14 protein-coding genes are annotated in these 25,084 nt (G+C 34.9%); all 14 read left to right on the top strand.

Annotation, left to right across the window (positions count from 1 at the left end):
* Nucleotides 1-29: 29 nt before the first annotated feature.
* The 14 genes from ACFFVB_RS06185 (at nt 30) to ACFFVB_RS06120 (ending at nt 25,058) form a co-directional block, all read left to right on the top strand.
* Nucleotides 30-1,994, top strand: coding sequence for a hypothetical protein (locus ACFFVB_RS06185; RefSeq protein ID WP_382381845.1), 1,965 nt, complete (start codon nt 30-32; stop codon nt 1,992-1,994).
* A 26-nt stretch (nt 1,995-2,020) separates the two neighbouring features.
* Entirely contained in the window at nt 2,021-3,868 is a 1,848-nt protein-coding gene (locus ACFFVB_RS06180; protein ID WP_382381844.1) for an arylsulfatase, read from the top strand.
* 4 nt (nt 3,869-3,872) lie between these two features.
* Nucleotides 3,873-5,669, top strand: a complete 1,797-nt coding sequence (locus ACFFVB_RS06175; RefSeq protein WP_382381843.1) for an arylsulfatase — start codon at nt 3,873-3,875, stop codon at nt 5,667-5,669.
* A 4-nt stretch (nt 5,670-5,673) separates the two neighbouring features.
* Nucleotides 5,674-7,239 carry a sulfatase family protein gene (locus ACFFVB_RS06170; RefSeq protein ID WP_382381842.1) on the top strand — a complete coding sequence of 522 codons (1,566 nt, stop codon included), beginning with the start codon at nt 5,674-5,676 and terminating at the stop codon, nt 7,237-7,239.
* A 29-nt stretch (nt 7,240-7,268) separates the two neighbouring features.
* Nucleotides 7,269-8,102 carry a 3-keto-disaccharide hydrolase gene (locus ACFFVB_RS06165; RefSeq protein WP_382381841.1) on the top strand — a complete coding sequence of 278 codons (834 nt, stop codon included), beginning with the start codon at nt 7,269-7,271 and terminating at the stop codon, nt 8,100-8,102.
* 190 nt (nt 8,103-8,292) lie between these two features.
* A complete protein-coding gene (locus tag ACFFVB_RS06160; protein WP_382381840.1) occupies nt 8,293-9,681 on the top strand; it encodes a glycoside hydrolase family protein in 1,389 nt (462 codons plus the stop codon).
* Between the two features lie 14 nt (nt 9,682-9,695).
* On the top strand, nt 9,696-10,496 hold the full coding sequence (locus tag ACFFVB_RS06155; RefSeq protein WP_382381839.1) for an SGNH/GDSL hydrolase family protein: 801 nt from the start codon (nt 9,696-9,698) through the stop codon (nt 10,494-10,496).
* 415 nt (nt 10,497-10,911) lie between these two features.
* Complete coding sequence (locus ACFFVB_RS06150) at nt 10,912-12,375, top strand: sulfatase family protein (protein WP_382381838.1); 1,464 nt, start codon at nt 10,912-10,914, stop codon at nt 12,373-12,375.
* Between the two features lie 482 nt (nt 12,376-12,857).
* Nucleotides 12,858-15,308 carry a leucine-rich repeat domain-containing protein gene (locus ACFFVB_RS06145; protein ID WP_382381837.1) on the top strand — a complete coding sequence of 817 codons (2,451 nt, stop codon included), beginning with the start codon at nt 12,858-12,860 and terminating at the stop codon, nt 15,306-15,308.
* A 678-nt stretch (nt 15,309-15,986) separates the two neighbouring features.
* Nucleotides 15,987-18,905: a CBM96 family carbohydrate-binding protein gene (locus ACFFVB_RS06140; RefSeq protein WP_382381836.1), complete on the top strand. Its 2,919-nt coding sequence runs from the start codon at nt 15,987-15,989 to the stop codon at nt 18,903-18,905.
* A gap of 265 nt (nt 18,906-19,170) precedes the next feature.
* Nucleotides 19,171-20,766 (top strand): sialate O-acetylesterase, encoded by a 1,596-nt coding sequence (locus ACFFVB_RS06135; protein ID WP_382381835.1) that lies wholly within the window; start codon nt 19,171-19,173, stop codon nt 20,764-20,766.
* Nucleotides 20,767-20,785: 19 nt separating this feature from the next.
* Nucleotides 20,786-22,234: a glycoside hydrolase family 30 protein gene (locus ACFFVB_RS06130; protein WP_382381834.1), complete on the top strand. Its 1,449-nt coding sequence runs from the start codon at nt 20,786-20,788 to the stop codon at nt 22,232-22,234.
* A gap of 435 nt (nt 22,235-22,669) precedes the next feature.
* A complete protein-coding gene (locus ACFFVB_RS06125; protein ID WP_382381833.1) occupies nt 22,670-24,301 on the top strand; it encodes a GH39 family glycosyl hydrolase in 1,632 nt (543 codons plus the stop codon).
* Nucleotides 24,302-24,311: 10 nt separating this feature from the next.
* A complete protein-coding gene (locus ACFFVB_RS06120) occupies nt 24,312-25,058 on the top strand; it encodes a DUF6250 domain-containing protein (RefSeq protein WP_382381832.1) in 747 nt (248 codons plus the stop codon).
* Nucleotides 25,059-25,084 lie beyond the last annotated feature (26 nt).

The following is a 25,084-nucleotide window of genomic DNA, read 5'->3' as shown; positions in this document are numbered from 1 at the left end:
TTCAACATGTATATCGAATAAAAGAGATTATGAGTACCAATAATAAATTAAAATCATCGGTAGCGATTTCTATTATCATACTATTTGTTATGAGTAGTGTTTTGTTAAATTGTAATTCTAAACAAGAACCTTCTAATTTAGATATTACAGAATTTCTAAAGCATGCTAGAACGGATACTATTTATCCTTCAGCAAAACAAATGGAAATGCTTAAAGTAATTATTCCAGAAACTACATATAAAGCGGCGCCTTCAATTTCCGATAGAACCTATTGGGATGCGATTGCAACAACAAAATCTGCTCAGGAGTATCTAAAAGATGCCGAGAAGTTATTGGGCAAACAACCAGAAGTTCCGATTACCGATAGTATTTATCGCTTGGCAAATAAAGACGGCAATAGAAAGATTTATAAGCCGAGATATTACCGTACCATGGAACATTTAGAGCATTATATTTTAGCTGAATGTCTAGAGAATAAAGGGCGATTTATACCTCAAATTAATACCTATATGCAAGCCATTATGGATATGAAATCGTGGTTGCATCCTAATCACGACGATAAGGATAATGGTGTTTTAGAAGGCAGACGTGTCTCTATAGACTTAGGAGCTCGTAAATTCGGAATGGTATTAGCATTAGGAGAATCACTTTTGGGCGATTCACTTTCAGAAACGATGCGAACAGACATTCAAAAGCAATTACAGTGGAGAATTACCGATAACTATTTGAAAAGTTGTGAAATTGCAGACGAAAACAACCGTTGGATAGATGGGACTAGTAATTGGAATTCTGTATGTACAAGTGGTGCTTTATTTGTGACCATTACCAATTCTACAAGTCATGAAGAGCGTATTGCGGCTGTTGGTTCTGCAATAAATAGTATGAAACATTATGTGAGCGGTTTTGGAGAAGATGGCTATTGTTCTGAAGGCTTAGGCTATTGGGGTTATGGCTTTAATCACTATTTATATTTGGCGCAAATGGTGTCTGATTACACCAGCGGAAAAATAAATTTATTTGAAGGTGAAAACCCTCAGAAATTAAAGAATGTAGGAAACTTTCCTGAACAATTCGAAATTCAGAATGGTACCTGTGCACCGTTTGCGGATGGTGTATCACACATTTCAAGTACTGGTAGTAATTTTGCAGAGGTTTTGTCTGCAGCACATTACGGCGCCATAAAACCTTCGGAAATTAGATTTGAAGAAGCCGTAGAACAAATTATAGCTTGGGACAATCCGGAGATGTTTACACCAAATACCACTCAAAATTCAACTTCAGAATTAGCAGATCATACGTATTTCGACGATTTCGGAATGGTGATTTCTAGAGGAAAACAAGATGTGCCATTTTCCATAGCTATAAAAGCAGGACATAATGCCGAAAATCATAATCATAGTGATGTTGGTACCTATATTCTTGTGGTAGATGATGAGTTAATATCGGGAGATATTGGAGCACCATCTTATATGGCGGGTTCATTTTCTCCAAATAATAAAGCGAGAAGCTCTTGGGGGCATCCGGTTCCGAAAATTAATAATACCTTACAGTCAAACGGAAAAACATTCAAAGGGATTATTACAGAAACTAATTTTTCTGAGCAAGAAGATAAGGTTGTAATGGACATAAAGCCAGCTTACGACTTAGCTGTTTTAAATATGTTAACACGAACAATGACAAATGATAAAACCGGAAATGGAAGGATTAGTATTGAAGATCATTTTGAGGCTTCAGAAGCTGTAGCTTTTGGATCTGCAATCATGACGTTTGCCAATTATGAAATTTTAGACGGCAATACAGTCTTACTTATTGGAAAAAGACAAAAATTAAAAGTTGAAATTTCAAGTTCTGTCGGTCAAGTTGTAATTCATCCAGAACCTGTTCCTGTAGAACATTTAAGAGAAGGCAAAGGAGCAAAACGTATAGGAATTGATTTTGAAACTCCAGTAAAATCAGGGATTTTAACATTAAAGTATACACCTGTGTATAAATAATAATAAATTAAACTAAATATATAAAAATGAAATCTTACACATTCTACATCGGATTATTAGTGAGTGCGCTGTGCTTTACAGCCTGCAAAACTGAAGATAAAAAGATAGTTGAAACGACTGAAATCAAATCAGAAAAACCAAATGTGATTTTAATTCTGGTAGACGATCAAGGTTACGGAGATATCGGAGCTTTAGGAAATCCGTATATTAAAACACCACATATTGATGCTTTACATGATACGAGTGCACGATTTACAGATTATCATGTAAATCCGACTTGTGCGCCAACACGTGCAGCTTTACTAACGGGACACAATGCTAACAGAGCAGGAGTTTGGCATACAGTTAATGGTCGATCTATACTTTTAGAGCGTGAAACGACAGTGGCTGAAATTATGAAAGATAATGGGTATGCTACTGGATTGTTTGGAAAATGGCATTTAGGAGATAATTATCCATCAAGACCACAAGATAAAGGTTTTGAGGAAGTTGTAAGTTTCGGCGGTGGCGGAATTGAGCAAACTATGGATTATTGGGATAACGATTATTTTAACGATACGTATCACCGTAATGGTAAATTAGAAAAATTTGAAGGATTCTGTACCGATATTTGGTTCGATGAAGCTATTAAATTTATGGAGGTGAATAAAGCTAAGAATAAACCATTCTTTTGTTACTTGCCTACAAATGCCGCTCATACACCATATTTTGTAGACGATAAATATTCGGATCCTTATAAAGATAACGAGAACATTCCAAGTGCTGCCTTTTACGGGTTGATAGCTAATGTAGATGAAAATATAGGAAAGCTTACAGAGTATTTAAATACAAGCGGGTTAAGTGATAATACCATTTTAATTTTTATGACGGATAACGGAACATCTGCAGGAGCAAAAATTCCTAAAACAGACGACCGATTAGATGGTTTTGTGACTAAAGGATTTAATGCCGGAATGCGTGGTATTAAAGCAAGTAAATATGAAGGGGGACACCGTGTTCCTTTATTTATCCATTGGAAAAATGGAGGTATAACTGTTGGTAAAGATATCGATGCCTTAACTGCACATTATGATGTGTTACCAACCTTAGTCGATCTTTGTGATTTAGAGATTAAGGATGATGTTAAATTTGACGGACAAAGTTTAAAACCTTTAATAGAAGGAGATGATACGGACTTTAAAGAGCGTATTGTAATTACAAATTCTCAACGTATCGATGTGCCAGAACCTTGGAGGAGAACGTCTCTAATGCAAGGTAAGTGGCGCGTTATAGATGGTACAGAGTTGTACGATTTAAAAACAGATCCAGAACAACGTACTAATATCGCCGATCAGCATCCAGAAAAAATGGCAGAATTTAAAGACGCTTACGATGCGTGGTGGGCAGATTTATTACCAGGATATAGCGATTTACCTCGTATTTATATAGGGCACGAAGCAGAAAACCCAGCAACAATATTTTGTCATGATTGGCATACCGAAAAAGCAGCGAGCCCATGGCACCAAAGACATATTAGAGAAGGATATATGGATAATGGATATTGGTTAATTAAAGTTGCAGAAGCAGGTAAATATAACTTAAAATTACGTCGTTGGCCAAAAGAAACCAAGTTAGCATTAGGAGCAGAAGCAGCTATTCGTCCGGAACGTGCAGGTACAAGTGTAAGTGCTTCTAAAAAAGGAAAAGCCTTAGCTATAAAAAATGCTCGAATTAAAATTCAAGATATAGAAGATGAGAAAGCGGTTGATGCTACTCAGGAATATGTAGAGTTTACAGTCGATTTAAAAGCTGGAGATACTCAACTTCAAACGTGGTTTACATTAGAAAATAATGAAGAACTAGGGGCTTATTATGTCACTGCAGAAAAACTTTAATGGTTTGAAAAATAGAATCTCAATATTTGTTTTAAGTGTCATGCTATTACCGGTTCATTTGGTAATGGCACAGACACAGCAGAAGGATAAACAGAAACCAAATGTCATTATCGTTATTACAGACGATCAAGGTAAAGGCGACTTGGCTTGCGAGGGAAATCCGTATGTCAAAACACCAAATATTGATAAGCTTTATAATGAATCGATACGCTTTACAAATTATCATGTGTCTACGACTTGCGCGCCAACCAGAGGAGCTTTTATGTCTGGACGACATAGCAATCGCGTAAATGTTTTTCACACGATTAATGGAAGATCTATTCTTTTTGAAGATGAAGTAATATTACCTCAGGTTTTTGCACAAAATGGCTATACAAATGCAATGTTTGGGAAATGGCATCTTGGCGATAATTACCCGTATCGTCCAGAAGATCGTGGTTTTCATGAAGTCATTCGGCACGGTGGAGGTGGAATAGGTCAAGGCCCAGATTACTGGGGAAACGATTATTTTGACGATACCTATTGGCATAATGGAAAGTTAGAAAAGTATGAGGGATATTGTACCGACATCTTTTTCGATGGTGCTTTAAGTTTTATTGAAGCGAATAAAGACACTCCTTTTTTCTGTTACATTTCTACAAATGCGCCGCATTCACCATATAATCTTCCAAAAGCATATTACGATATGTATCAAGGAAAAGCATTTGAATCATTAGATCCGCGTTTACGTCGATTTTATGGTATGATTACCAATATAGATGATAACTTTAAACGCTTAGAAGATAAACTTTCAGAATTAGGAATTTTAGATAATACCATTGTCATTTTTACGACCGATAATGGAACATCGGCAGGTCGTAGCACCTACAATGCTGGATTAAAAGGCGGGAAAGGGAGCCAGTATGACGGCGGACATCGTGTACCCTTATACATTAGATGGCCAGATGGTAAACTTACTGGAGGAACAGATATCGATAATTTAGTAGCACATTATGATTTGCTTCCAACTTTTGTAGATTTATTAGGATTCGATTTTAATCCTGTAAAGAAACTTGACGGTAAAAGTTTAAATCCGTTATTACAAAATAAGAATGCAACTTGGGACAACCGAATTTTATATATGGATACCCAAAGAGAACAAAACCTAATTAAGTACAAGAAATATACAGTTATGGACGATAACTGGCGTCTCGTAGATGGTAAAGAATTATACGATATGCGTACCGATTTGGGACAAGAACGTGATGTGATTTCAATGCATCCGGAGGTGGCCAATCGTTTGGCTGTAGGGTACGAAACGTGGTGGAATACTTTTGTAGATGAAGGCGTAAACGAAAAATATGCCTATATAAAAGTAGGGACACCATTCGAAAACCCTTCACGTATTTCTGCTCATGATATGATTGTTGGAAGATATGCACCGTCATGGCATCAAGATGGAGCTAGAGTTCCAGAATGGTCTTCTGGTCGTTGGAAGATTGAATTTGCTGAAGATGGAGAATATAGTATCAGTTTATGTAGATTTCCTCGTGAAAGTGGATTAGCCATAAATGATACCTTTCCTGCCCAGGAAAAAGCGATAGAGTTCGATAAGACATCTCCTGCCGGAGTAAAAACAGATTTTAAAAAAGCGTTTTTATATGTGGCTAATATTTCAAAAGAATTAGATATTAAACCAGGTCAAAAAGAAGTTGTTTTTAAAGGGAAAATTCCAGCTGGAAAATACGATATGGAAGCTCAATTAATTGATGAGTCAGGGAAAGTGTACCCTTCATATTATGTGTACATTGAAAAGTTATAAAAAAATGAATAATAATTTAAAAATCAAATTACGATCATTATGCGTTTGTCTTTTTGTTTTATGCGGTTATTTAAGTACAGCTCAAAACAAACCAAATATTGTAATTATTTACACCGACGATCAAGGGTATGGTGATGTTAGTGCTTTAAATCCAGAGGCAAAATTTAAAACGCCAAATATGGACCGCATAGCTAACGAAGGTATTGTATTTACAGACGGGCATAGTAGTGATGCCGTGTGTACACCTTCGCGATATTCGTTGTTAACAGGACGTTACAGTTGGAGAACATCTCTAAAAAAAGGTGTTTTAAGAGCCGACGGACCATGTTTAATAGAAGAGAATCGCATGACGATTGGTTCGCTACTACAAGATCAAGGTTATAATACCGCAATGATTGGGAAATGGCATTTGCAAATGGAATTTGTTGGCGATGTTAAAAAAGGCGGACGCGATTGGTCACAGCCTTTTACAGATGGACCGACAGATAAAGGTTTCGATTATTTCTTCGGAATTCCAGCATCTATGAATTATGGTATCTTAACGTATTTAGAAAACGATCGCGTGTTGGATCCGCCAAATATGTACACCAAAAAGAAAATGGATGTGACACCTCGTACCTATAGAATGACACCGCCTTATCAAGCCGAGCAAAGTAAAGGTTATGTGGAAGTCGCGCCATCTTTTAACGATGAATATGTATTGGAAACGTTAACCAATAGAGCTGTAAAATATATTAATGAAACAGCTACAGAAGCTAAAAATGGGAAACCATTCTTCTTGTATTTTCCATTAACGAGTCCGCATTTACCGCATAGTACACATCCTGATTTTCAGGGTAAAAGTGACTGTGGGAATTATGGCGACTTTATGCAAGAAACCGATTTCCGTGTAGGTCAAGTTTTAGATGCTTTAAAAGCAAATGGGATAGAAGACAATACATTAGTTATTTTTTCTTCAGATAATGGGGCAGAAAGTAATTATGAATATCAAAGAGATACGTATCAGCATTATAGCTGTATGAATTTTAAAGGTGGAAAACGTGATATTTATGAAGGCGGACATCGCGTTCCTTTTTTAATGCGTTGGCCAGACATGATTAAGGCAGGAAGTCAAGTAGATGTTCCGGTTGGTCAAACCGATTATTTGGCAACCATCGCAGATATTGTTGGCGCGACACTTCCTGTAAACGGAGCAGAAGACAGTTATAGCTTATACGATTTAATGAAAGGTAGCACAGGGGTTCAGGATAGAGCCTTGATTCATCATTCTTTTACTGGGCATTTTGCAATTCGCGAAGGCAAATGGAAATTAAATATGCTTAGAGGTTCTGGGGGATCATTAAAACCTGTTCTAATAGAACCTAAAGCAGATGAAGCTATTTTTGAACTTTACGATTTAGAGAACGATCCCGGAGAAACCAAAAATTTATATTTCGAGCATCCAGAACTTGTAAATCAGTTAAAAACTAAAATCACAGATATTATAAAAAACGGAAGATCTACTGCAGGTCCTTCTCAACCTTTTATTAAGGAAGATTGGTCGCAATTAACGTGGATGAATTTAAACTAATCCGACATACTAACTTAAACCTTTTTAATATGACCATTAAAACCATGTTCCTTTCAGCAAGTTTACTTTTCTGTATGGGAGTTCCATTATTAGCACAAGATCAATCCAACTCAAAAGTTCTAGATAAAGATGGATTTGAAACACTTTTCAACGGAAAAAACTTCGACGGTTGGTATCTAAAACTTCGTAATGGAGATGATGCTTTAGCGAAAAAAGTATTTGCTATAGAAAACGATATGGTTCATGTGTTTAACGATGCCTTTCCTAAGGAATATGAATTAAATACGGGTGAAAATAATACACATGGTCTTTTTTACACCAAGAAAAAATACAGTAAATATATTTTGAAATTTGAATACAAATGGGGAAGTCGTGTTGCAAACAATTTTGAGCGTTGGCAATATGATGCCGGTGTGTATTATCATGTGACAAACGATGCGGTTTGGCCTACAGGAATAGAATATCAAGTGCGTTACGATCAGACTACAAAAAGAAATCATACCGGAGATTTAATTCGTCCAAAAGATGTGAAATACGATTGGTATAGTGCTAAAGATAGTGAGACGTATTTACATCCTAAAGAAGGCGGTGTTTTAGATACTTCAAAGAGTTGGCTTCATCATGCAACACCAACACGTAATTTTAAAGCGTTGGATGATCAATGGAATCAATGTGAAATTATTGTCATGGGCGATGTATATACTATTCATAAATTAAATGGTGACATTGTAAATATGGCTTTTAATTTAAATCCAAGTTCGGGAATTATCGGATTTCAATCTGAAACAGCAGAAATCTATTATAGAAATATAAAGATTAAAGAGTTTGAGGAGGTAATTCCTGCAGAAACATTTTTAGAATAACTTTAGAGTAACCAATCCAATTACACGTAGCAAGCCTTTTCAAAATTATAACATTGAAAAGGCTTTCTTACGTTTAAAAGGGTGTGTTTATATCAAATTGACATTTAATTAATATGAAAAGAATCATAGTTTATAACAGTTTGTTTTTAAAATTAAGAACTTGGTAGTAGATAAAAAATCAAGTCTTAAAATGATCAAAAATAACCAATACCAAAAGTTGAAATCACATTTTAAAACACTATTGTATATTTTCGGAATGCTGATTTTTAGTCAGACAATTCATGCCAAAGATATTAAGATTTCAAGTTTAAAGGAATTAGCAACTTATGCATCGCAAAGCGGAAATGTTATAATTATGACTCCTGGTGTGTATAAGCTAGCAGATTATTTAACTGTAGATTCTATGCGTGTGCGTCACGAACAAAATAAATTTTCATATATCGTTTTTAGCGGAAGCAATAATGTGTTTAAACTTGATGGTGTAGAAATTGAGGTAGATACAGAATTGCGTACAGCATTAAATCCGCCTATTCATAGTGACGAATTTATAATACAAGGAGGGCATAATACATTCCACGGTCTTACTATAAGGTGTATAGGAGAAGGAACATCGCCAGGCGGAACAGTACTTCAAGTTGCAGGTCAAGGCAATGTGCTTAAGGATATTACACTTTATGTTAAAGGCTCTTCGCCATATGGTTATGGGGATTTATTTGGAAAAGGCAAGGCTAAAGAAACCGTTATTAAACACAAGAAACACAGTGGTTTATTAGTTACAGGAAGTGATACAAAATTATACCGTTGTAAGTTATATAATCGTTCGTTTGGGCATTGTTTCTTTATTCAGAAAAATCCTGAAAATGTGTATTTTGAAGATTGTTATGCAGAGGGTGCAATTCGTACTACAGACGATATTCTTACCGAAACTTCAGGCCCTGCTTTCGATGTGAATTTTCGTACTTGGACTCAGAATCGTGAAGGCAAGTATGTTGTTACTCCCGGGTATATGAAATCATTGAGCGAAGATGGTTTCCGTACGTATGGGTATTCAAAAAATATTCATTTTAAAAATTGTACAGCTAAAAATACACGAGCAGGTTTTGAGTTGCGTGCTGAAGGCGTTCGACTTGAAAATTGCACAACCATTGGTACAGAACGCGCATATTGGGTAGGAGATAATGCGGTTGTGAAAAACTGTAAAGGTGATGCTAATTATGGTCCGCTTTTATTTGTGGAAGGTAGTAATGTTAACGTCGAGCTGATTTTAGATCCTGCAGAATCAGATAGAATAGTACACGCTTTAGCTACCGTGCAAGGCCGTAATAATAAAGTGGTTTTAAAGTCGGCTAAGGGCAAAAAAAGAACTCAAGATCTTCCTATATTAATTGGTTATACGCATCCAGAACATGGTGAATCTATGTCGCCTTATGGTGAAGGGGAAACTAGTGGTTTACAGTTTGTAAACGAAACAGGAATGCCTGTGAAAATCGGGAAATTAACCCGTGATAGTGAGATTAAAACGAATGGTAAAGTGATTGAAGATAAAGGGGGGAATACTAAAGTTGTCCAAGATAATTAAACCATTAAATACTAATGAAACGTAAAGAGTTTATAAAAGTAATTGGATTAGGAGGATTAGGAGTTTCATTAATTCCGAACGGTTTTTCTTCTAATTTCAGCGCTAAGACCAATGAAGAAATTTGTCGCCTGCAATGGGAATCATTATGCGGAAATATTGGAGAAGTTTACAAAACAGATGCCTTTAAATATGTGCATCCTCAGAAGCAGAAACCTAATGTTTTAATTTATGGCGATTCTATTTCCATTTTATATACGTCGGAAGCGAGAACACAATTAGAAGACAAAGCGACTGTGTTTAGGTTGTTTAAAAACGGAGGCTCTAGTCAGAATTTTATTCCCAATATGGATAAGCTTCAAGAGGCGATGTTTCAGCCTAACTTAAAGGAAGGTTGGGATTTTAAATGGGACATCATTCATTTTAATGTAGGGCTACACGATTTAAAATATCTTAAAGGAAAAAACTTAAATAAAGAAGGTGTACAAGTCGCTTCAATTTCAGAATACAAATCCAACTTGAACGCAATTTGTGAATATTTGAAATCACATTTTCCGAAAGCTAAATTAATCTTTGCAACTACAACCCCGGTTCCGGCAAATGCAAAAGGTCGGTTTGAAGGCGATAGTATAGTCTATAATAAAGCCGCATTAGACGTATTGAAAAACTATCCGGACATCGTAATTAATGATTTGTACAGCTTCACAAAACCGCATTCAGAAGCATGGGCACAAGAACCCGGAAATGTACATTATAAGGACGTAGGTTTTCTTGCTCAAGGCAAAGAAGTTGCTAAAATTATCGCAGAACAATTATAACAGAATTCAAAATTAAAGTACAGATAGAATCATAATAATGACTTCAGAAATCAGTACGGAAATCATGATTTAAAAATACCGTTAGATATTTTTTCGGCGTTTAAAAATTGAAAGTTTTAAGGCTAAGAAAAAGTAATAAACAAGGTGGTTAACCAATTTAGACGTTGCCAATGCTAATAAAGACTTATAAATTATAGGAAAAGACCTATAATTTATATCTAAAATAGACGATAATTATGATATTGTATTCGAATTTATTCGGATAAATATCATAACTGAAATTTTAAAAATACAGACTATTACGTTAGCTAAACTGAAACATAATTTTTTGAAATGACAGAATTATAGACATTAAATGTTAACACTTCCGAATTATAATTAAGACCTATTAAAATTTAAAACCTACTACATACATATGAAAATATTAAAAATCGCAGCCTTAGTTTGCATCTCTCTTTTGGTGAGTTGTAAAGAAGCCGAAAAAAAGCAAGAAGAGAAAAAACGTCCAAATTTTTTATTTGTATTAGCAGATGATCAATCCCCGTTCGACCTTAAAATATATAACCCCAATTCGATATTAGACACACCCAATATCGATAAATTGGCAAATGAAGGTATCGTATTCGAAAGTGCGCGACATATGGGATCTATGAATGGAGCAGTGTGTACACCTTCTAGACATATGATTATGACTGGAAGAACATTATGGAATTTACCACCAAGTGCAGAATTTCAAACGCAAATTGGTTCGCATCCTTTAGACGAGCAAACTATAGGTGCTCTTTTTAATAAAGCAGGATATAAAACCATGAGAACCTGTAAAAAAGGAAACTCTTACCCAGGAGCGAATAAGCAATTTACAGTGGTTCATGATGCTACAAAACGTGGCGGAACAGAAGAGAGTGGTAGTGCATGGCATGCTTCTCAAGTTCTTAATTACTTAGGAGATAGAGAGTCTTCAAAAGAAGAAGATCCGTTCTTTATTTACTTAGGATTCTCACATCCACACGATACAAGAAATGGAACACCAGAATTACTTGAAAAATATGGAGCTGTTAATCATAAAGATGAAAATAGCGTTCCAGAATTGAATGAAAAACAACCACAACTTCCAGAAAATTATTTAGAAGCGCATCCATTTTTTCATGGTCACCCAGATTTAAGGGATGAAGATCGCGTAAGTGGTGTTTGGAAAAATAGAGATGTAAATACCATTAGAAATGAAGTAGGACGTGAGTTTGCTTGTTCAGAAAATATAGATACACAGTTAGGTAAAGTCCTTAAAAAGTTAGAAGAAACTGGCGAATTAGAAAACACTTATATAATTTATACATCCGATCATGGTATCGCTATTGGGCGTCACGGTTTAATGGGAAAACAAAATTTATACGAGCACACGTGGCGTGTACCGTTTATTATAAAAGGCCCAGGCATAGATGCTCATAAAACTAAAAATGGAAATATTTATCTTTTAGATGTACTACCATCTGTATTAGATTTAGCTGGTATTGAAATTCCAGAAACTGTTCAAGGTAAAAGTTTTGTTCCTGTGTTAAAAGGAGAGCAAGAAAACGTAAGAGATGTAATGTATGGTGTGTATGCAGGAGGTACCAAACCGGGTATGCGAACTGTGAAAAAAGGCGATTGGAAATTGATAAAATACGATGTGATGGATGGATCTGTAAGAGAAACCCAGTTGTTTAACCTTGCTGAAAATCCACATGAATATTTACCAGAACACCATAAAGCAGGAGCAATGGAAACTAATTTAGCAACGAATCCCGAATATGCAGATAAGTTGGCAGAAATGGAAGCTTTACTATTAGAAGAAATGATTGCTAATAACGATCCTTATAGATTGTGGAATCAAACAAAATAATTCTTTTCATTTTATAAAACAAAAACTGTGGGATTCTAAAAGTGTTTTAGAATCCCATTTTTATAGATGTTAAAAATATAGTTCTATAATTTGGACATTTTGTAGAGTAAATTTTAAGTTTAAAACATATTATGTTTTAAAAAAGCAGTAAGTCGTTTGTGTATACGATTTACTGCTTTTTTTATGTAAAACGGATTGTATTACATAATATTTTTCTAAAAATAGGGTATAACGGTTGATTCAATAGTAAGTCGTCAATTTATGAAAAATTATTATTTATTTAGAGAGGTCCTATGTTTTGACTATTTATCTATTATTTTATTTATAAAAAATAGATTTATTTTTTACGAATTGATAAATACTTAATAATTGTAGTGTTTTTTATTAAAATGGGTGTTTTTTTATAGGATTTGGATTATAAATTGTAGATAATGAATTTGTTTTTTTGTCAATTTAGTATTCTAACTAAAACCATATTAATTATGAAAAAACTATTACCTCAGATTGATTTAAATAAAGCGATGTTTTCGTTTAAAAACATGTTTTTTGCTTTATCGTTAGTATTGGCTTCAGCTAATATTTCAGCACAGACAGAAATAACTGTTTCAAGTGTAGCAGATCTTGCCACGGCAGCTACTAATTCAGATCAGATTATTACCATGGAAAAGGGAATATATCAAATGGAAGATTACTTAACGCCATTAGTAATTAGCAATTCTGTTCCTGATGCAAATGGTAGACATAGTATGATATTATTTAGTGGAAGTAACAATACTTTCGATCTTACAGATGTTACCATTGAGGTAAATACCGAGCTTTTAAATGCTTATGGTTCACGTTGTATAGAATTTTATGTAACAGGAAGTAATGTTAATATTAAAGGGTTAACTGTTAATGATATAGGAGAGTCGGCACCATCGAGCCCAGGAATGCAATCTTTTACAGTTGCGGGTGAAAATGTTACAGTCGAGGATGTTACACTTAATATAAACGGTTCTTATCCTTATGGTTATGGCGATTTGTTGGGGAAAGGAGATGATAACTTGGTGACTTTAAGAAAACATAGTGGTCTACTTGTTGAAGGCTTAAATATTAATATTATTCGTTGTTCTATTTACTCAGAGGCTTTCGGACATTTATTTTTTATTCAAGGTGGTAGAAATGTTCTTTTTCAAGATTGTCATGCAGAAGCTGTTACAAGAACAACAGATGCTATGTTAGCTGAAACCTCTGGGCCAGCTTTCGACAATGACTTTGCAGCGGTTTATGGTAATTATGATGGAGAAAAAGTAATAACACCAGGGTATACAAAATCTTTAAGTGAAGGTGGTTTTCGTACTTATGGTAGCGGTGGTGTCGATGGTAATATTACAGGAGATATTTCCTTTATAAACTGTATAGCTAAAAATACACGTATTGGTTTCGCTACTGAGGTTGGTGGAAAAATTTTAATTGAAAATTGTGAAGCTATAGGGTGTGAAGCAGGTTATAATGTTCAGAATGTAACGATTAAAAATAGCCGAGGTGACGCTGTAAATGGACCATTATTATATTTAAGTGGAGACGATTCTGAAGTTGAATTAGAATTAATACCTACATTACCTACAACTATTTTACATGCTATTGCAACTATTGCAGGCTCTAATAATAAAGTAACATTTACAAAATGGGGAGATAACACAAGAACAGAGGAGCATAAAATTATCTTAGGAGCAATAAGACCATCTGGAGCTAATCCATTTTCGCCACTTGGTACAGGTACTACTTTAGGAATTACTTTAGATAATTCCACCGATATGCCCGTAGAAATTCTTCCAACAACAACTGGGAGTACTATTAATACAACAGGTAGAGTTATTAATAATAGTACAGGAAATATTATTAACGCAGATGGAGGCATAGAAGACCAAAATTTTGACGATGGTGTGTATACATATAACATATTAGGGACAAGTCCTAATGAATGTCAGGTAACAGGGTTTGTCTCTGGGCAAGAAGTTGCAAGTGCAAAGATACCAGAGCATGCTGAAAATAATTCTGTGACCTATAGTGTTGTTGCTGTTGGTGAAAATGCATTTCTAAGTAATACAACCATTACAGATGTAACTCTTCCTAGCACGGTTACGTCAATAGAATCAACTGCATTTAGTAATAGTACTAATTTAACAACTATTAACCTTGAAAATATTGTAACGTACGGAGATAATAGTTTTAGTAATTGTGCAGCGTTAGCATTAGCACCTTTAGATTTAACGAAAGCAGTAAGTACAGGGAATTATACTTTTATTAATTGTGCTTCAATTACTTCTGTAATTGTTCCGGGAACTTTATCATTAGGGGTAGGAGCTCTTAGAGGTACGGGTATAACGTCTTTTATCATACCTAATGAATGGACTATAATGCCTGATCAAATGATAAGAGACTGTAAATCGATGACCTCAATTAATATTCCTAGTACAATAACAACTATGGGTGTTGCAGCTTTTAGAGGTTGTACAGGTATAACAGAAATGCAAGTAAACTGGACGGCATCTGAAGACATTGCTGATGCTACTGTAGGTAATTTGTTTAATGGTCTAACTTTAAGTGGTGTAAATTTATTTGTGCCAACAGGTACAGAAACACTTTATGAGGCTGCAAATGTTTGGACTGATTTTAATATTTCGGGAGGGCTTTTAAGCACAAATGAAGTAGAAAAAGAATTAGGTTTTAGTATTTATCCTAACCCCGCAAACGCTGTACTTTATATAAAAAACAGTCAAGTAAGAGATGCTGTTATAACTGTTTATGATTTAAAAGGTAGAGCTTTATTGCATAAAAACGTAAACAATACAGAGGTTAGAATAGATATTTCTAATTTAGCTACAGGACTGTATTTAATTAAGGTAAGAAGTGGCGCTAATCAGTTTACTAAGCGTATTGTGAAAAAATAGTTTTTATAGATAGAATTAAATTTCTTTAATATAAGAAAGCAGTAAGTCGTTTGTATATGCGATTTACTGTTTTTTTTATGTAAAACGGATTCAAATTTAGTTTAAATCATTAATAGTGAAATAAAAACGTTAATAAAGGAGTAAAAAGGCAAGATTTTTAAAAATGAATTATAAGTCATATTTAAAGAACCATAATTTATACTCATTCTTCTCATATTATAATAATATTACAATAGGATAAGTCTTCTTTTTCAGGAAGTTACTTGTTTTAATTGACATCGTTGTCTTAAAAGACTAACTGTTTTAAGACGAATATTTAACCAATATTAAACTATTATTTATGAAGAATTATTACGCCTTTAAGCAGGTGCTATTCTTAGTCTGCTTAACTTTTTTATCAACTACTTTATGGGCAACAGACCAAACGGTCGCACCCGGAGAAAGTATTCAAACGGCAATAGACAATGTCTCTGCTAGGGTGGTATGTACCTAATTAACCTACAAGGTTCTCAGAATAAAACTTTCAAATTTATAAAGAATTAAATCATACGTATTTACGCATAGAGATACTTATAAAACGCATCGCAGAATTGTAAATACTACGATGTGTTTTTTAAAGCACAATGTCTTGCAAGCGATGTAAGCCATTTATTTTTTAACAACCTAACTTTTAATTTTATGAGAAAAAATTTTACTAGACTGGACATTACCAATCCATCTTTATTTAAGAAAAAACTCAGTGTAATAGTCCTACTGTTTTTAGGATTATATACTGCGCAAGCCCAATTTGTGCATCCGGGAATAACGCACAAAAAGTCTGATTTAGACAGAATGAAAGATATGGTAGAAGCCCAAGTTGACCCTTGGTATACGTCTTACCAAGAAATGGTTACCGATTCAAAATCTGGTTATGATTATGTTGTAAAAGGTGATCCCTCTTTTACCGAATTAGGGAGAGATTCTGGAGTAAATTATGGCGCATGGAATAGCGATATCCGTGCGGCCTACTATAATGCCTTGAGATGGTATATAGAAGGCGATAGTAGACATGCCGATAAAGCTGTAGAAATTTTTAAAGCTTGGTCTAATCTAACTTCAGTAACTAGTGGTGGAACAGAAGCATTAAGTGGGGGTATAGCCTACATTATGATTGAAGCTGCAGAAATTATTAATAGCACGTATCCGGGTTGGAACGCAAGCGATGTTCAGGCATTTAAAGATATGTTAGTGTATCCTGGATATTCTACTACTACAATTCCAGATGACATAAGAAACAATACCACTTTTTATTGGAGTTCTTATGAGGGAGATCCTGTGCGTCATGGAAATCAGGGTTTATCTGGTTGGAGAACCATCTTAGCTATGGGGATATTTTTAGATAATAAAATTATGTACGATCGTGCCTTACGATATGTACAAGGACTGCCGCATCGTGCAGATGATTTACCTTACCCTTCTGGACCAAATACGAGTAATGCTGTAACAGCATCTGATGATTATGCAGATACGTATAGTATTACAAGAGGTTACGATGTTGAAGACTATGGATATAACGAAGTCATGACAAATTATATTTGGGATAATGGACAGTGTCAAGAAAGCTCGCGCGATCAGCAACACACCATGTTCGGTATTGGTTTATTGACGTCTATGGCAGAAATGGCATGGAGTCAAGGCGATGATCTGTATAGTTTTACAAATGATAGATTATTACTTGGTTTAGAATTTAACATGAGGTATAACGTGTCTGCTATTCAGTCATACGACGATCAGTCAACACCATGGGTGCCATCTGTAAGTTCTGGAGAATTTAGAGAAGGATTCGATAGAACTGGGCGTTGGTATTCTAAAGCAATTAGTCCTGTTGGAATAGGTGATTTTCCAGGAATTCGTCCTGTTTTTGAAATGCCAATAGCACATTATTACGGACGTGGATTTAAAACGGAGGATGACGTAAAATGGATTACGCGTGCACGTGATAAAGCCATCGAATTATCGAGTTACGAAGCTGCAGGCTGGACTAACGATGCTTTAGGTTGGGGTGCTTTAACAGCGAGAAGACCAATGTTATGTTACGGAGATCCAATAGCTGGTTTTGATGCTTCAGGTTTACCTATGTATGCCATGCATGATATTTCAAATCCTATTGAAGCTGAAAATTTTGATTACGATCCTATTAAAAATGGAGAAGGTAGAGTGTATCATGATCTAAGTGCCGCAAATACAGCAGGAGCATACAGAACTTTTGATGGTGTTGATATCGAAGAATTGGGTGACGATAATTTTAACATTACAGGGATAGAGTCGGGCGAATGGTTAACATACACTGTTTCGGTTCCTGAAACAGGCTTATATAGTTTTTCTATAAATTATGTAGCAAGTCAGGCTGATGGGACTATCAAATTAACTTTTGGAGGTGAAGATAAAACTGAAGATTTAATAATACCTTTTGGAACACCAAATTCTACAGGTGATTCAGATTGGGTATCTCTTAAAATTGCAGATGATATCTTGTTAAATAAAGGTGTTCAGAGTTTGAAAATTTCATTTGGAGGAACATCAGAAGCTTTTAAACTAGATAACTTTACAATCGCTCAAACAGGTATTGTTAAGGAAGATCAAGAGATTCAATTTTTCACGTTGCCTTATAAAGTTTTAGGAAGTGAAGATTTCGACCCTATGGCAACTTCAAGTTCAGATTTGGCGGTGAGTTATACAAGTTCTAATACGTCTGTAGCTACAATTGTAGATGGTAAAGTTCAGCTTGTTGGTGTCGGAACGACTACAATTTCGGCAATTCAAGAAGGAAATGATGCCTTTAATCCTGCGCCAGAAGTTTCGCAAGAGTTAAGTGTCGTAAGCCAGATTGGTGGGACTATGAATGTAATTGTAGATGCCGATGCTTATGTGCATGAAGGAAATGCAAATAATAACTATGGAGATGTTACCAGTATGGTAACCAAAGTAGATGCACGTTATGTGTATTTAAAATTTGATTTAAGTGCCGTGCCAGGACCTATTGTCTCTGCAAAATTAAGAATGTATCAACGTACAAAATACGAGGATATTCGTGTGGTTTACGACGTAGCAGATGATACTTGGGTAGAATCTGAAATCACATGGAATAACAAACCAAATTTTGAAAATGAACGCTCTAGAGTAACAACCATTCCATCTACTTGGAGTGAGTGGGATGCATCTTCTTATGTAGCGCAAGAGTATAATGACGATAAAGTGATTTCTATGGCCATAAAAGATCCAGGTAATAGTGGTATTGGGATAGATTGGTACAGTAAAGAATTTGAAGATAATTTACCGCCTCAATTAGTTATAGAATATTACGATGAGTCTTTAAGTATAGATACTGAAAATATTTCAGTAGGGATTTTTCCAAATCCAGTAGCCCATGCATTTGTTATTACAAACAGTGTAGGTGCAGATTTAAAGTTGTATGATGTTGTTGGTAAATTAGTACTCCAAAAGCAGATTGAAAACGAAAATCAATCCGTAGATGTAAGTTCATTAAATGGTGGGATTTATTTTGTTAGAGTGAATAACAATGGCAGAATTTCAACAAAAAAGATTATAAAAGAGTAGCTTAAATTTTTATATAAATTTTAAAACGGGTAAGTATAACAGGTGTTATGCTTACCCGTTTTTCGTGTTTGAATTTTCTATTTTCAGTACGTTTATTTTTTTTAACTAAAATACAGTAAAACTTTCAAAACCTTTGTGTGTAGTCTCTTTAGAAGGCGTCTAACAAAAATGAACCATCGTTTATAACTTATGGGCGATTAGTTATAGTTAATATTTTAAGTTTTTACCAACTTGCAGTTAGAACTAACAACTAATATTAAAACCTATGTCTTCTTATTTTAAATTCATTATTTTCTTAATTCTCGCAGGACCACAAACGGTATTGGCAGATGTTACATTAAATGCACTGTTTACAGATCACATGGTGATTCAAAGAGAAACCAAAATGCCAATTTGGGGATGGGCAGATGCCAATGAAAAAATTGAAATTATTGGAAGTTGGGGAGAAAAGGCTTCAGCAATTGCAGATGCAGATGGTTCTTGGAGAACATCATTAAAAACACCTAAAGCCGGTGGACCATTTCAAATCACTATCATAGGAAAAAACAAAATCGTAATAGACGATGTTTTATCGGGTGAAGTTTGGTTGTGTACAGGACAATCTAATATGGACTTTGCTTTGGCGAAATTTCTAAACGATTCTAGAGAAACTCAATATCAACCTTTGGTAGAATACATCAGAGCTGAGGTTGCAAATGCAAACGACGATCAATTACGTCATATAGAAGTACTTCAAAATACATCACTTTACGAAAAACAAACCGAATTTAAAGGACAGTGGGTGAGTGCTAAAGGTGAAGACGTAAAAAAAATAACAGCTACAGGATATTTCTTTGCCAAGGAATTGCGTAGAGAATTAAATGTACCTATCGGTTTAGTAGAATGCTCTTGGGGGGGAACTCGTATTCAGCCTTGGATGTCTGAAGAAACCTTCATGGCAGACGAATCGTTAAAAGCATATTTTCAGAATAATAGAAAAGAAATAAAAGAAACTATCGAAATAATGGATGCTCCAGAATATGTAGATACTGTATATCAAAATAAGATGGCCATCTGGAAAGAGAAAGGAGAGCAAGGGCGTGCTCCTAAACCAAAACAAAGTCCAAGGGATAATATGCAAGAGCCTGCTACTTTGTATAACGGAATGTTGAATTCGGTAATTCCATATGCTATAAAAGGCGCTATTTGGTACCAAGGCGAAAGTAACGCAGTATATATGGCTAACGAATATGAACAAGCTTTTACGGCCATGATTAAGGGCTGGAGAGCAGATTGGAATCAAGGCGATTTTCCATTCTATTGGGCGCAATTAGCAGGCTGTTTACGTGGGGATGAAAAAACAGATCAAGGTTGGGCTGTAGTTAACGATCAACTGCGTAAAACACTAAAAGTGTCTAATACGGGTATGGCTGTTTTACATGATATAGGTGAAGCTAAAGACATACATCCGCATAATAAAATAGATGCTGGAAAACGATTTGCATTACTAGCGTTAAAAAATGATTATGGTGTAAAAATAGCTGTTGCAAATGGCCCTCTCTATAAAAATAAAATCATTAAAAATAAAAAAATAATAGTTTCATTTAACGATGAGGGATCTGGTTTAATGGTTGGAAAGAAACATCTTTTAGACGAAACCGTAGCTGTTAACGAACCTCTAAAATGGTTCGAAATAGAAGACAAAGACGGTACTTGGCACACGGCAGAAGCTAAAATTATTGGAAAAGATAAAATAGAGGTATGGAATACAACTATAGACAATCCAATTAATGTACGTTATGCATGGACTGGGTATCCAGAAGGTGCTAATTTATATAATAAAGAAGGATTGCCAACAGCATCTTTTTCAACAGAAAACTAACCTAATTCAATGGATTATTATGATAACAATTAAACGTTCCAAAACACCTATAAAGCAAGTGTTGTTACTCGCTGGAGTTTTGGCTTGTAACACGCTTTTAGCTCAAAAAGTAGATTTAATTTACACCACGTCATCCGAGCGTTGGGTAGAGGCAAAACGATTTTTAAAGAAAAATAATACTGAGACCGCAGATATAACGGTGTACACTGACCAAAAATTACAGAAAATTGATGGTATTGGAGGTTCTTTTAATGAATTGGGTTGGGAAGCGCTTCAGAGTTTAGGAGCGCAAGATCAGCAAGATGTAATGAATGCCATCTTTTCTGAAGAAGGTAGTAATTTCTCGATGTGTCGTATGCCTATAGGTGCTTCAGATTATGCATTGAGTTATTACAGTCATAATGATGTGGCAGAAGATTTCGAAATGCGTGATTTTAATATCGATCGCGATCGTTATATTTTAATGCCTTATATCAAGGCGGCGTTAGCTGTTCGTCCAGATTTGCAGGTTTGGGCTTCACCTTGGTCACCACCAGCTTGGATGAAAGTTAATGAGCATTACGCTATGAGAGGTGGTGCTTTTGAAAACGCTACGGATGGTAATAAATTAGTCTCAGGTGGAGAGATGTTAAATAATGCGACAGGCTTTAAAATGCAAGAACGCTATCTTAAAGCGTATGCCTTGTACTTTTCGAAATTTGTAAAAGCGTATGAAAATGAAGGTATTCAGCTGGCTGCTATTCAACCACAGAATGAGATTGCTTTTCAGCCTAATTGGCCATCTTGTACTTGGAGACCAGAAGATATGGCTTACTTTATAAACGATTTCTTAGGACCACAGTTTGAAACAGATAAATTAGATACCAAAATTTGGTTGGGAACTGTAAACTCAGGCGATCCTAATTATGTAAAAACGGTTTTAGATTATAAAGACACGGCTAAATATATTGATGGTGTAGGATTTCAATGGGGAGGAGCTAAAGCGATTCCAACGATACATAAGGAATTTCCAAATTTAAAACTGATGCAAACCGAAAACAAATGTGGCGAGCATGAAAATGACTGGACATCTGTAGAGCGTTCTTGGAACGATTTGGTTCATTATACAAATAATGGCGCAGGTTCGTATATGTATTGGAATATGATACTGGATGAAACCGGTGCGAGTGCTTGGGGCTGGCCTCAAAACTCGATGGTCGTTATCGATAAAACATCAAAAAAGATTACTTACACAGACGAATTTTACTTGTTTAAACATTTATCTCATTTTGTACAACCTGGCGATTTTGTATTAAAATCTTCAGAAGGTAAAAACCACTTGGCATTTCAATTAAAAGATGGTCGTGTCATGGTGTTATTAAACAATAAAGAAGACGTCATAAAAACAATAAATCTTAAAGTAGGAAATCAAATGGTGGGTGTAGAGGTGCAACCAACATCTATTAATACAGTTATATTTAATAACTAATTTTGGTTTAAAATTTATTAACAATAGACTTTTAAAAAGGGCGAAAAGAACATAATTCTTTTCGCCTTTTTTTGTTGAAAATAGATTTATAAGGTGTTTCTGAAATCAATATTTAAGAGTGTAAATGGCTCAAATTATAAGTTTTTTTCTTAGAATAATTAATGGATAATTTGTTTGAAATGACGATATTTATGGTCATTAAAGCCTTCTAGATTTACGCTGAATACTATGATATTTTCCTTGGTAGTGACTATAAACCCTTGTTTTTAGTAAAATGGACCATAAGTTATCAGCTATGAATGATGGTTTATATGCTATAAAAGTATTTTTTGTGAAATTGCGATTAAAATCAACTGATCCTAAAATCATCTGATTTCTGATCAAGGTTAAAAATAAAATTCAGTTGCAATTGATAAAAACGAACTTAAATACATTATGAATTCATTTAAAAAAATATTTTTTGGTTTGGCGTTAAGTGTCACGATGTTTGGTCAAGCCCAAAATATTAAAGTCGACGTTAATCAGTCTGGAGAAGCGTTTGATCATTATTGGAGTAAAATGGTTGGAGCTGGTCGTGCTAATGAAGCTTTAAGAGCAGGTTGGCTAGAGCAAATGGAACAAGTGCAAGAAAATTGTGGTTTCGAATATGTGCGTTTTCATGGTTTGTTTCATGACGATATGTTCCCTATAATTATAGAAAAAGGAAAAACAGTTTATAATTGGCAATACATAGACGATGTTTTTGACAGGCTTTTAGATATGAATGTTAAACCATTTGTAGAATTAGCGTTTTTACCAACAAGTATGGCTGCCAAAGATTCTAAGACGGTATTTTGGTGGAAAGCGAATATTACTCCAGCAGACGATACGTTTGGAAAATGGCACGATTTAGTTGAAGCTTTTACACAACATTGTGTAGATCGTTATGGTATCGAAGAAGTATTAACATGGTATTTCGAAGTGTGGAACGAACCTAATTTATACCCATTGTTTTGGGATGGTACAAAATCACAATATTTTGAAATGTATAAGCAATCTGCTATTGCAGTAAAATCTGTAGACAAACGTTTAAAAGTGGGAGGACCTTCTACAAGTAACTTTGTGCCAGACGAGCGTTTTGCAGGAGAAGTAACTAACGATAAGGTGTCTGAAGCCGTATTTGCTGCAGACGATATTAATGCCCTAGATTGGAAAGGTGTGTGGATTGAAGATTTTCTTGAGTATTGTGAAAAAGAAAACCTTCCTGTAGATTTTGTAAGTACGCATCCATACCCAACAGATTATGCTTTTAATCCTGAAACAGGAAAAGGAAGAGGTCTTACACGTTACGTGAATTCTTTAAAATTAGATCTAGAATGGTTAAACGAAACGATTTCAAAAAGTGCGTTTCCTAATGCGGAAATTCATTTAACAGAATGGAATACGAGTCCGAGTAGTAGAGATGCAATGCACGATAGGTTGCCTTCTGCAGCTTATATTGTAAAATCTAATTTAGATTGTATCGGATTAACAAATTCGCTAGCGTTTTGGACGTTTACAGATATTTTTGAAGAAAAAGGAGGTGCTGCAAGTATCTTTCATGGTGGTTTCGGAATGATTAACTATCAAGGTCTTGTAAAGCCATCTTACCATGCATATCGTATGCTTCATCAATTAGGAGATCAGAAAATTTATAACGATGACTATTTATTCGTAAGTAAAAAATCTTCCGATGGAAAAATAGTAGCACTAGCTTATAACTATCCAAAAGAGTATGAAAATGCTGTGCCAGCAGGCTCTGATAAAAGAGAAAAAGGGACATCTAAAAAATTAGATTTTACGTTAACAGGTTTAAAAGCAGGAGCAAATTTCGAAATTGAAATATTGGATAAGGATCATGGTAATATTCACAACCATTGGGAAGCTATGGGGAAACCAGAACCACCAACTCGTGAGCAAATTAAAATGATGAAAGTCTATGCAAACACCATGAAAATGGATCACGCAAAAGCCGATAAAAATGGGGTGTTAAAAATCAATCAAGAGATTACACCTTGGAGTGTTGTTTTAATAAAAGAAATTAATTAGAAGGTTTAATATGAAAATTTTTAAAACTAATAAATCAATACAAACCATAGGAATTCTGACGCTTACTTTAGTGTTTTTTAATTCGTGTAGTAAAGCAGAAAAAACCATTACTATACAGGATAAAACAGTAAATGCTACTTTAATTTACGAAGATAATTTCGATTCAGGTTTAGATGCTTGGAAAGTTGAGCAAGTAGAAGGCGGTACGGTAGAAAATAAAGCCAGTAAATTAGAAATAGACGATGTTGGTGGTTGTACGGTTTGGTTAGACCAGAAGTTTGAAGGTCCGATAATGATTGAATACGATGTGTTTCTTATTCAAGATGGTGGACCAAATGATCGGGTATCAGATTTAAATTGTTTTTGGATGGCAAACGATCCTGAAAATCCAACTAATTTATTTGCTAATTCGGATGCACGTGGTGGTAAGTTTTCAAACTACGATAGTTTAAAACTGTACTATATGGGCGTAGGTGGTAACGATAATAAAACCACACGCTTTAGACGCTATACTGGAGATGGCGGGCGTCCGTTACTTCCTGAAAACGATTTAAGTGATAAAAAATATATGTTAGAAGGAAATACGCCTTACACTATTAAATTAGTGGCATATAATGGAATAATTCAATATTATAGAAACGATGTATTGTTGGTGGATTTTGAAGATAATGCACCATATACCAATGGATATTTTGGATTAAGAACTGTAAAAAATCATATGACTGTAGATAATTTTAAAGTCTACCAATTGGATTAATTTACATTCAATATTAAATAAGAAAC

This window comes from Formosa undariae (genome assembly GCF_042427615.1).
GTDB lineage: Bacteria > Bacteroidota > Bacteroidia > Flavobacteriales > Flavobacteriaceae > Formosa > Formosa undariae.
The sequence above is the reverse complement of the archived record's forward strand: the minus strand, read 5'-3'. Positions and strand labels throughout refer to the sequence as shown.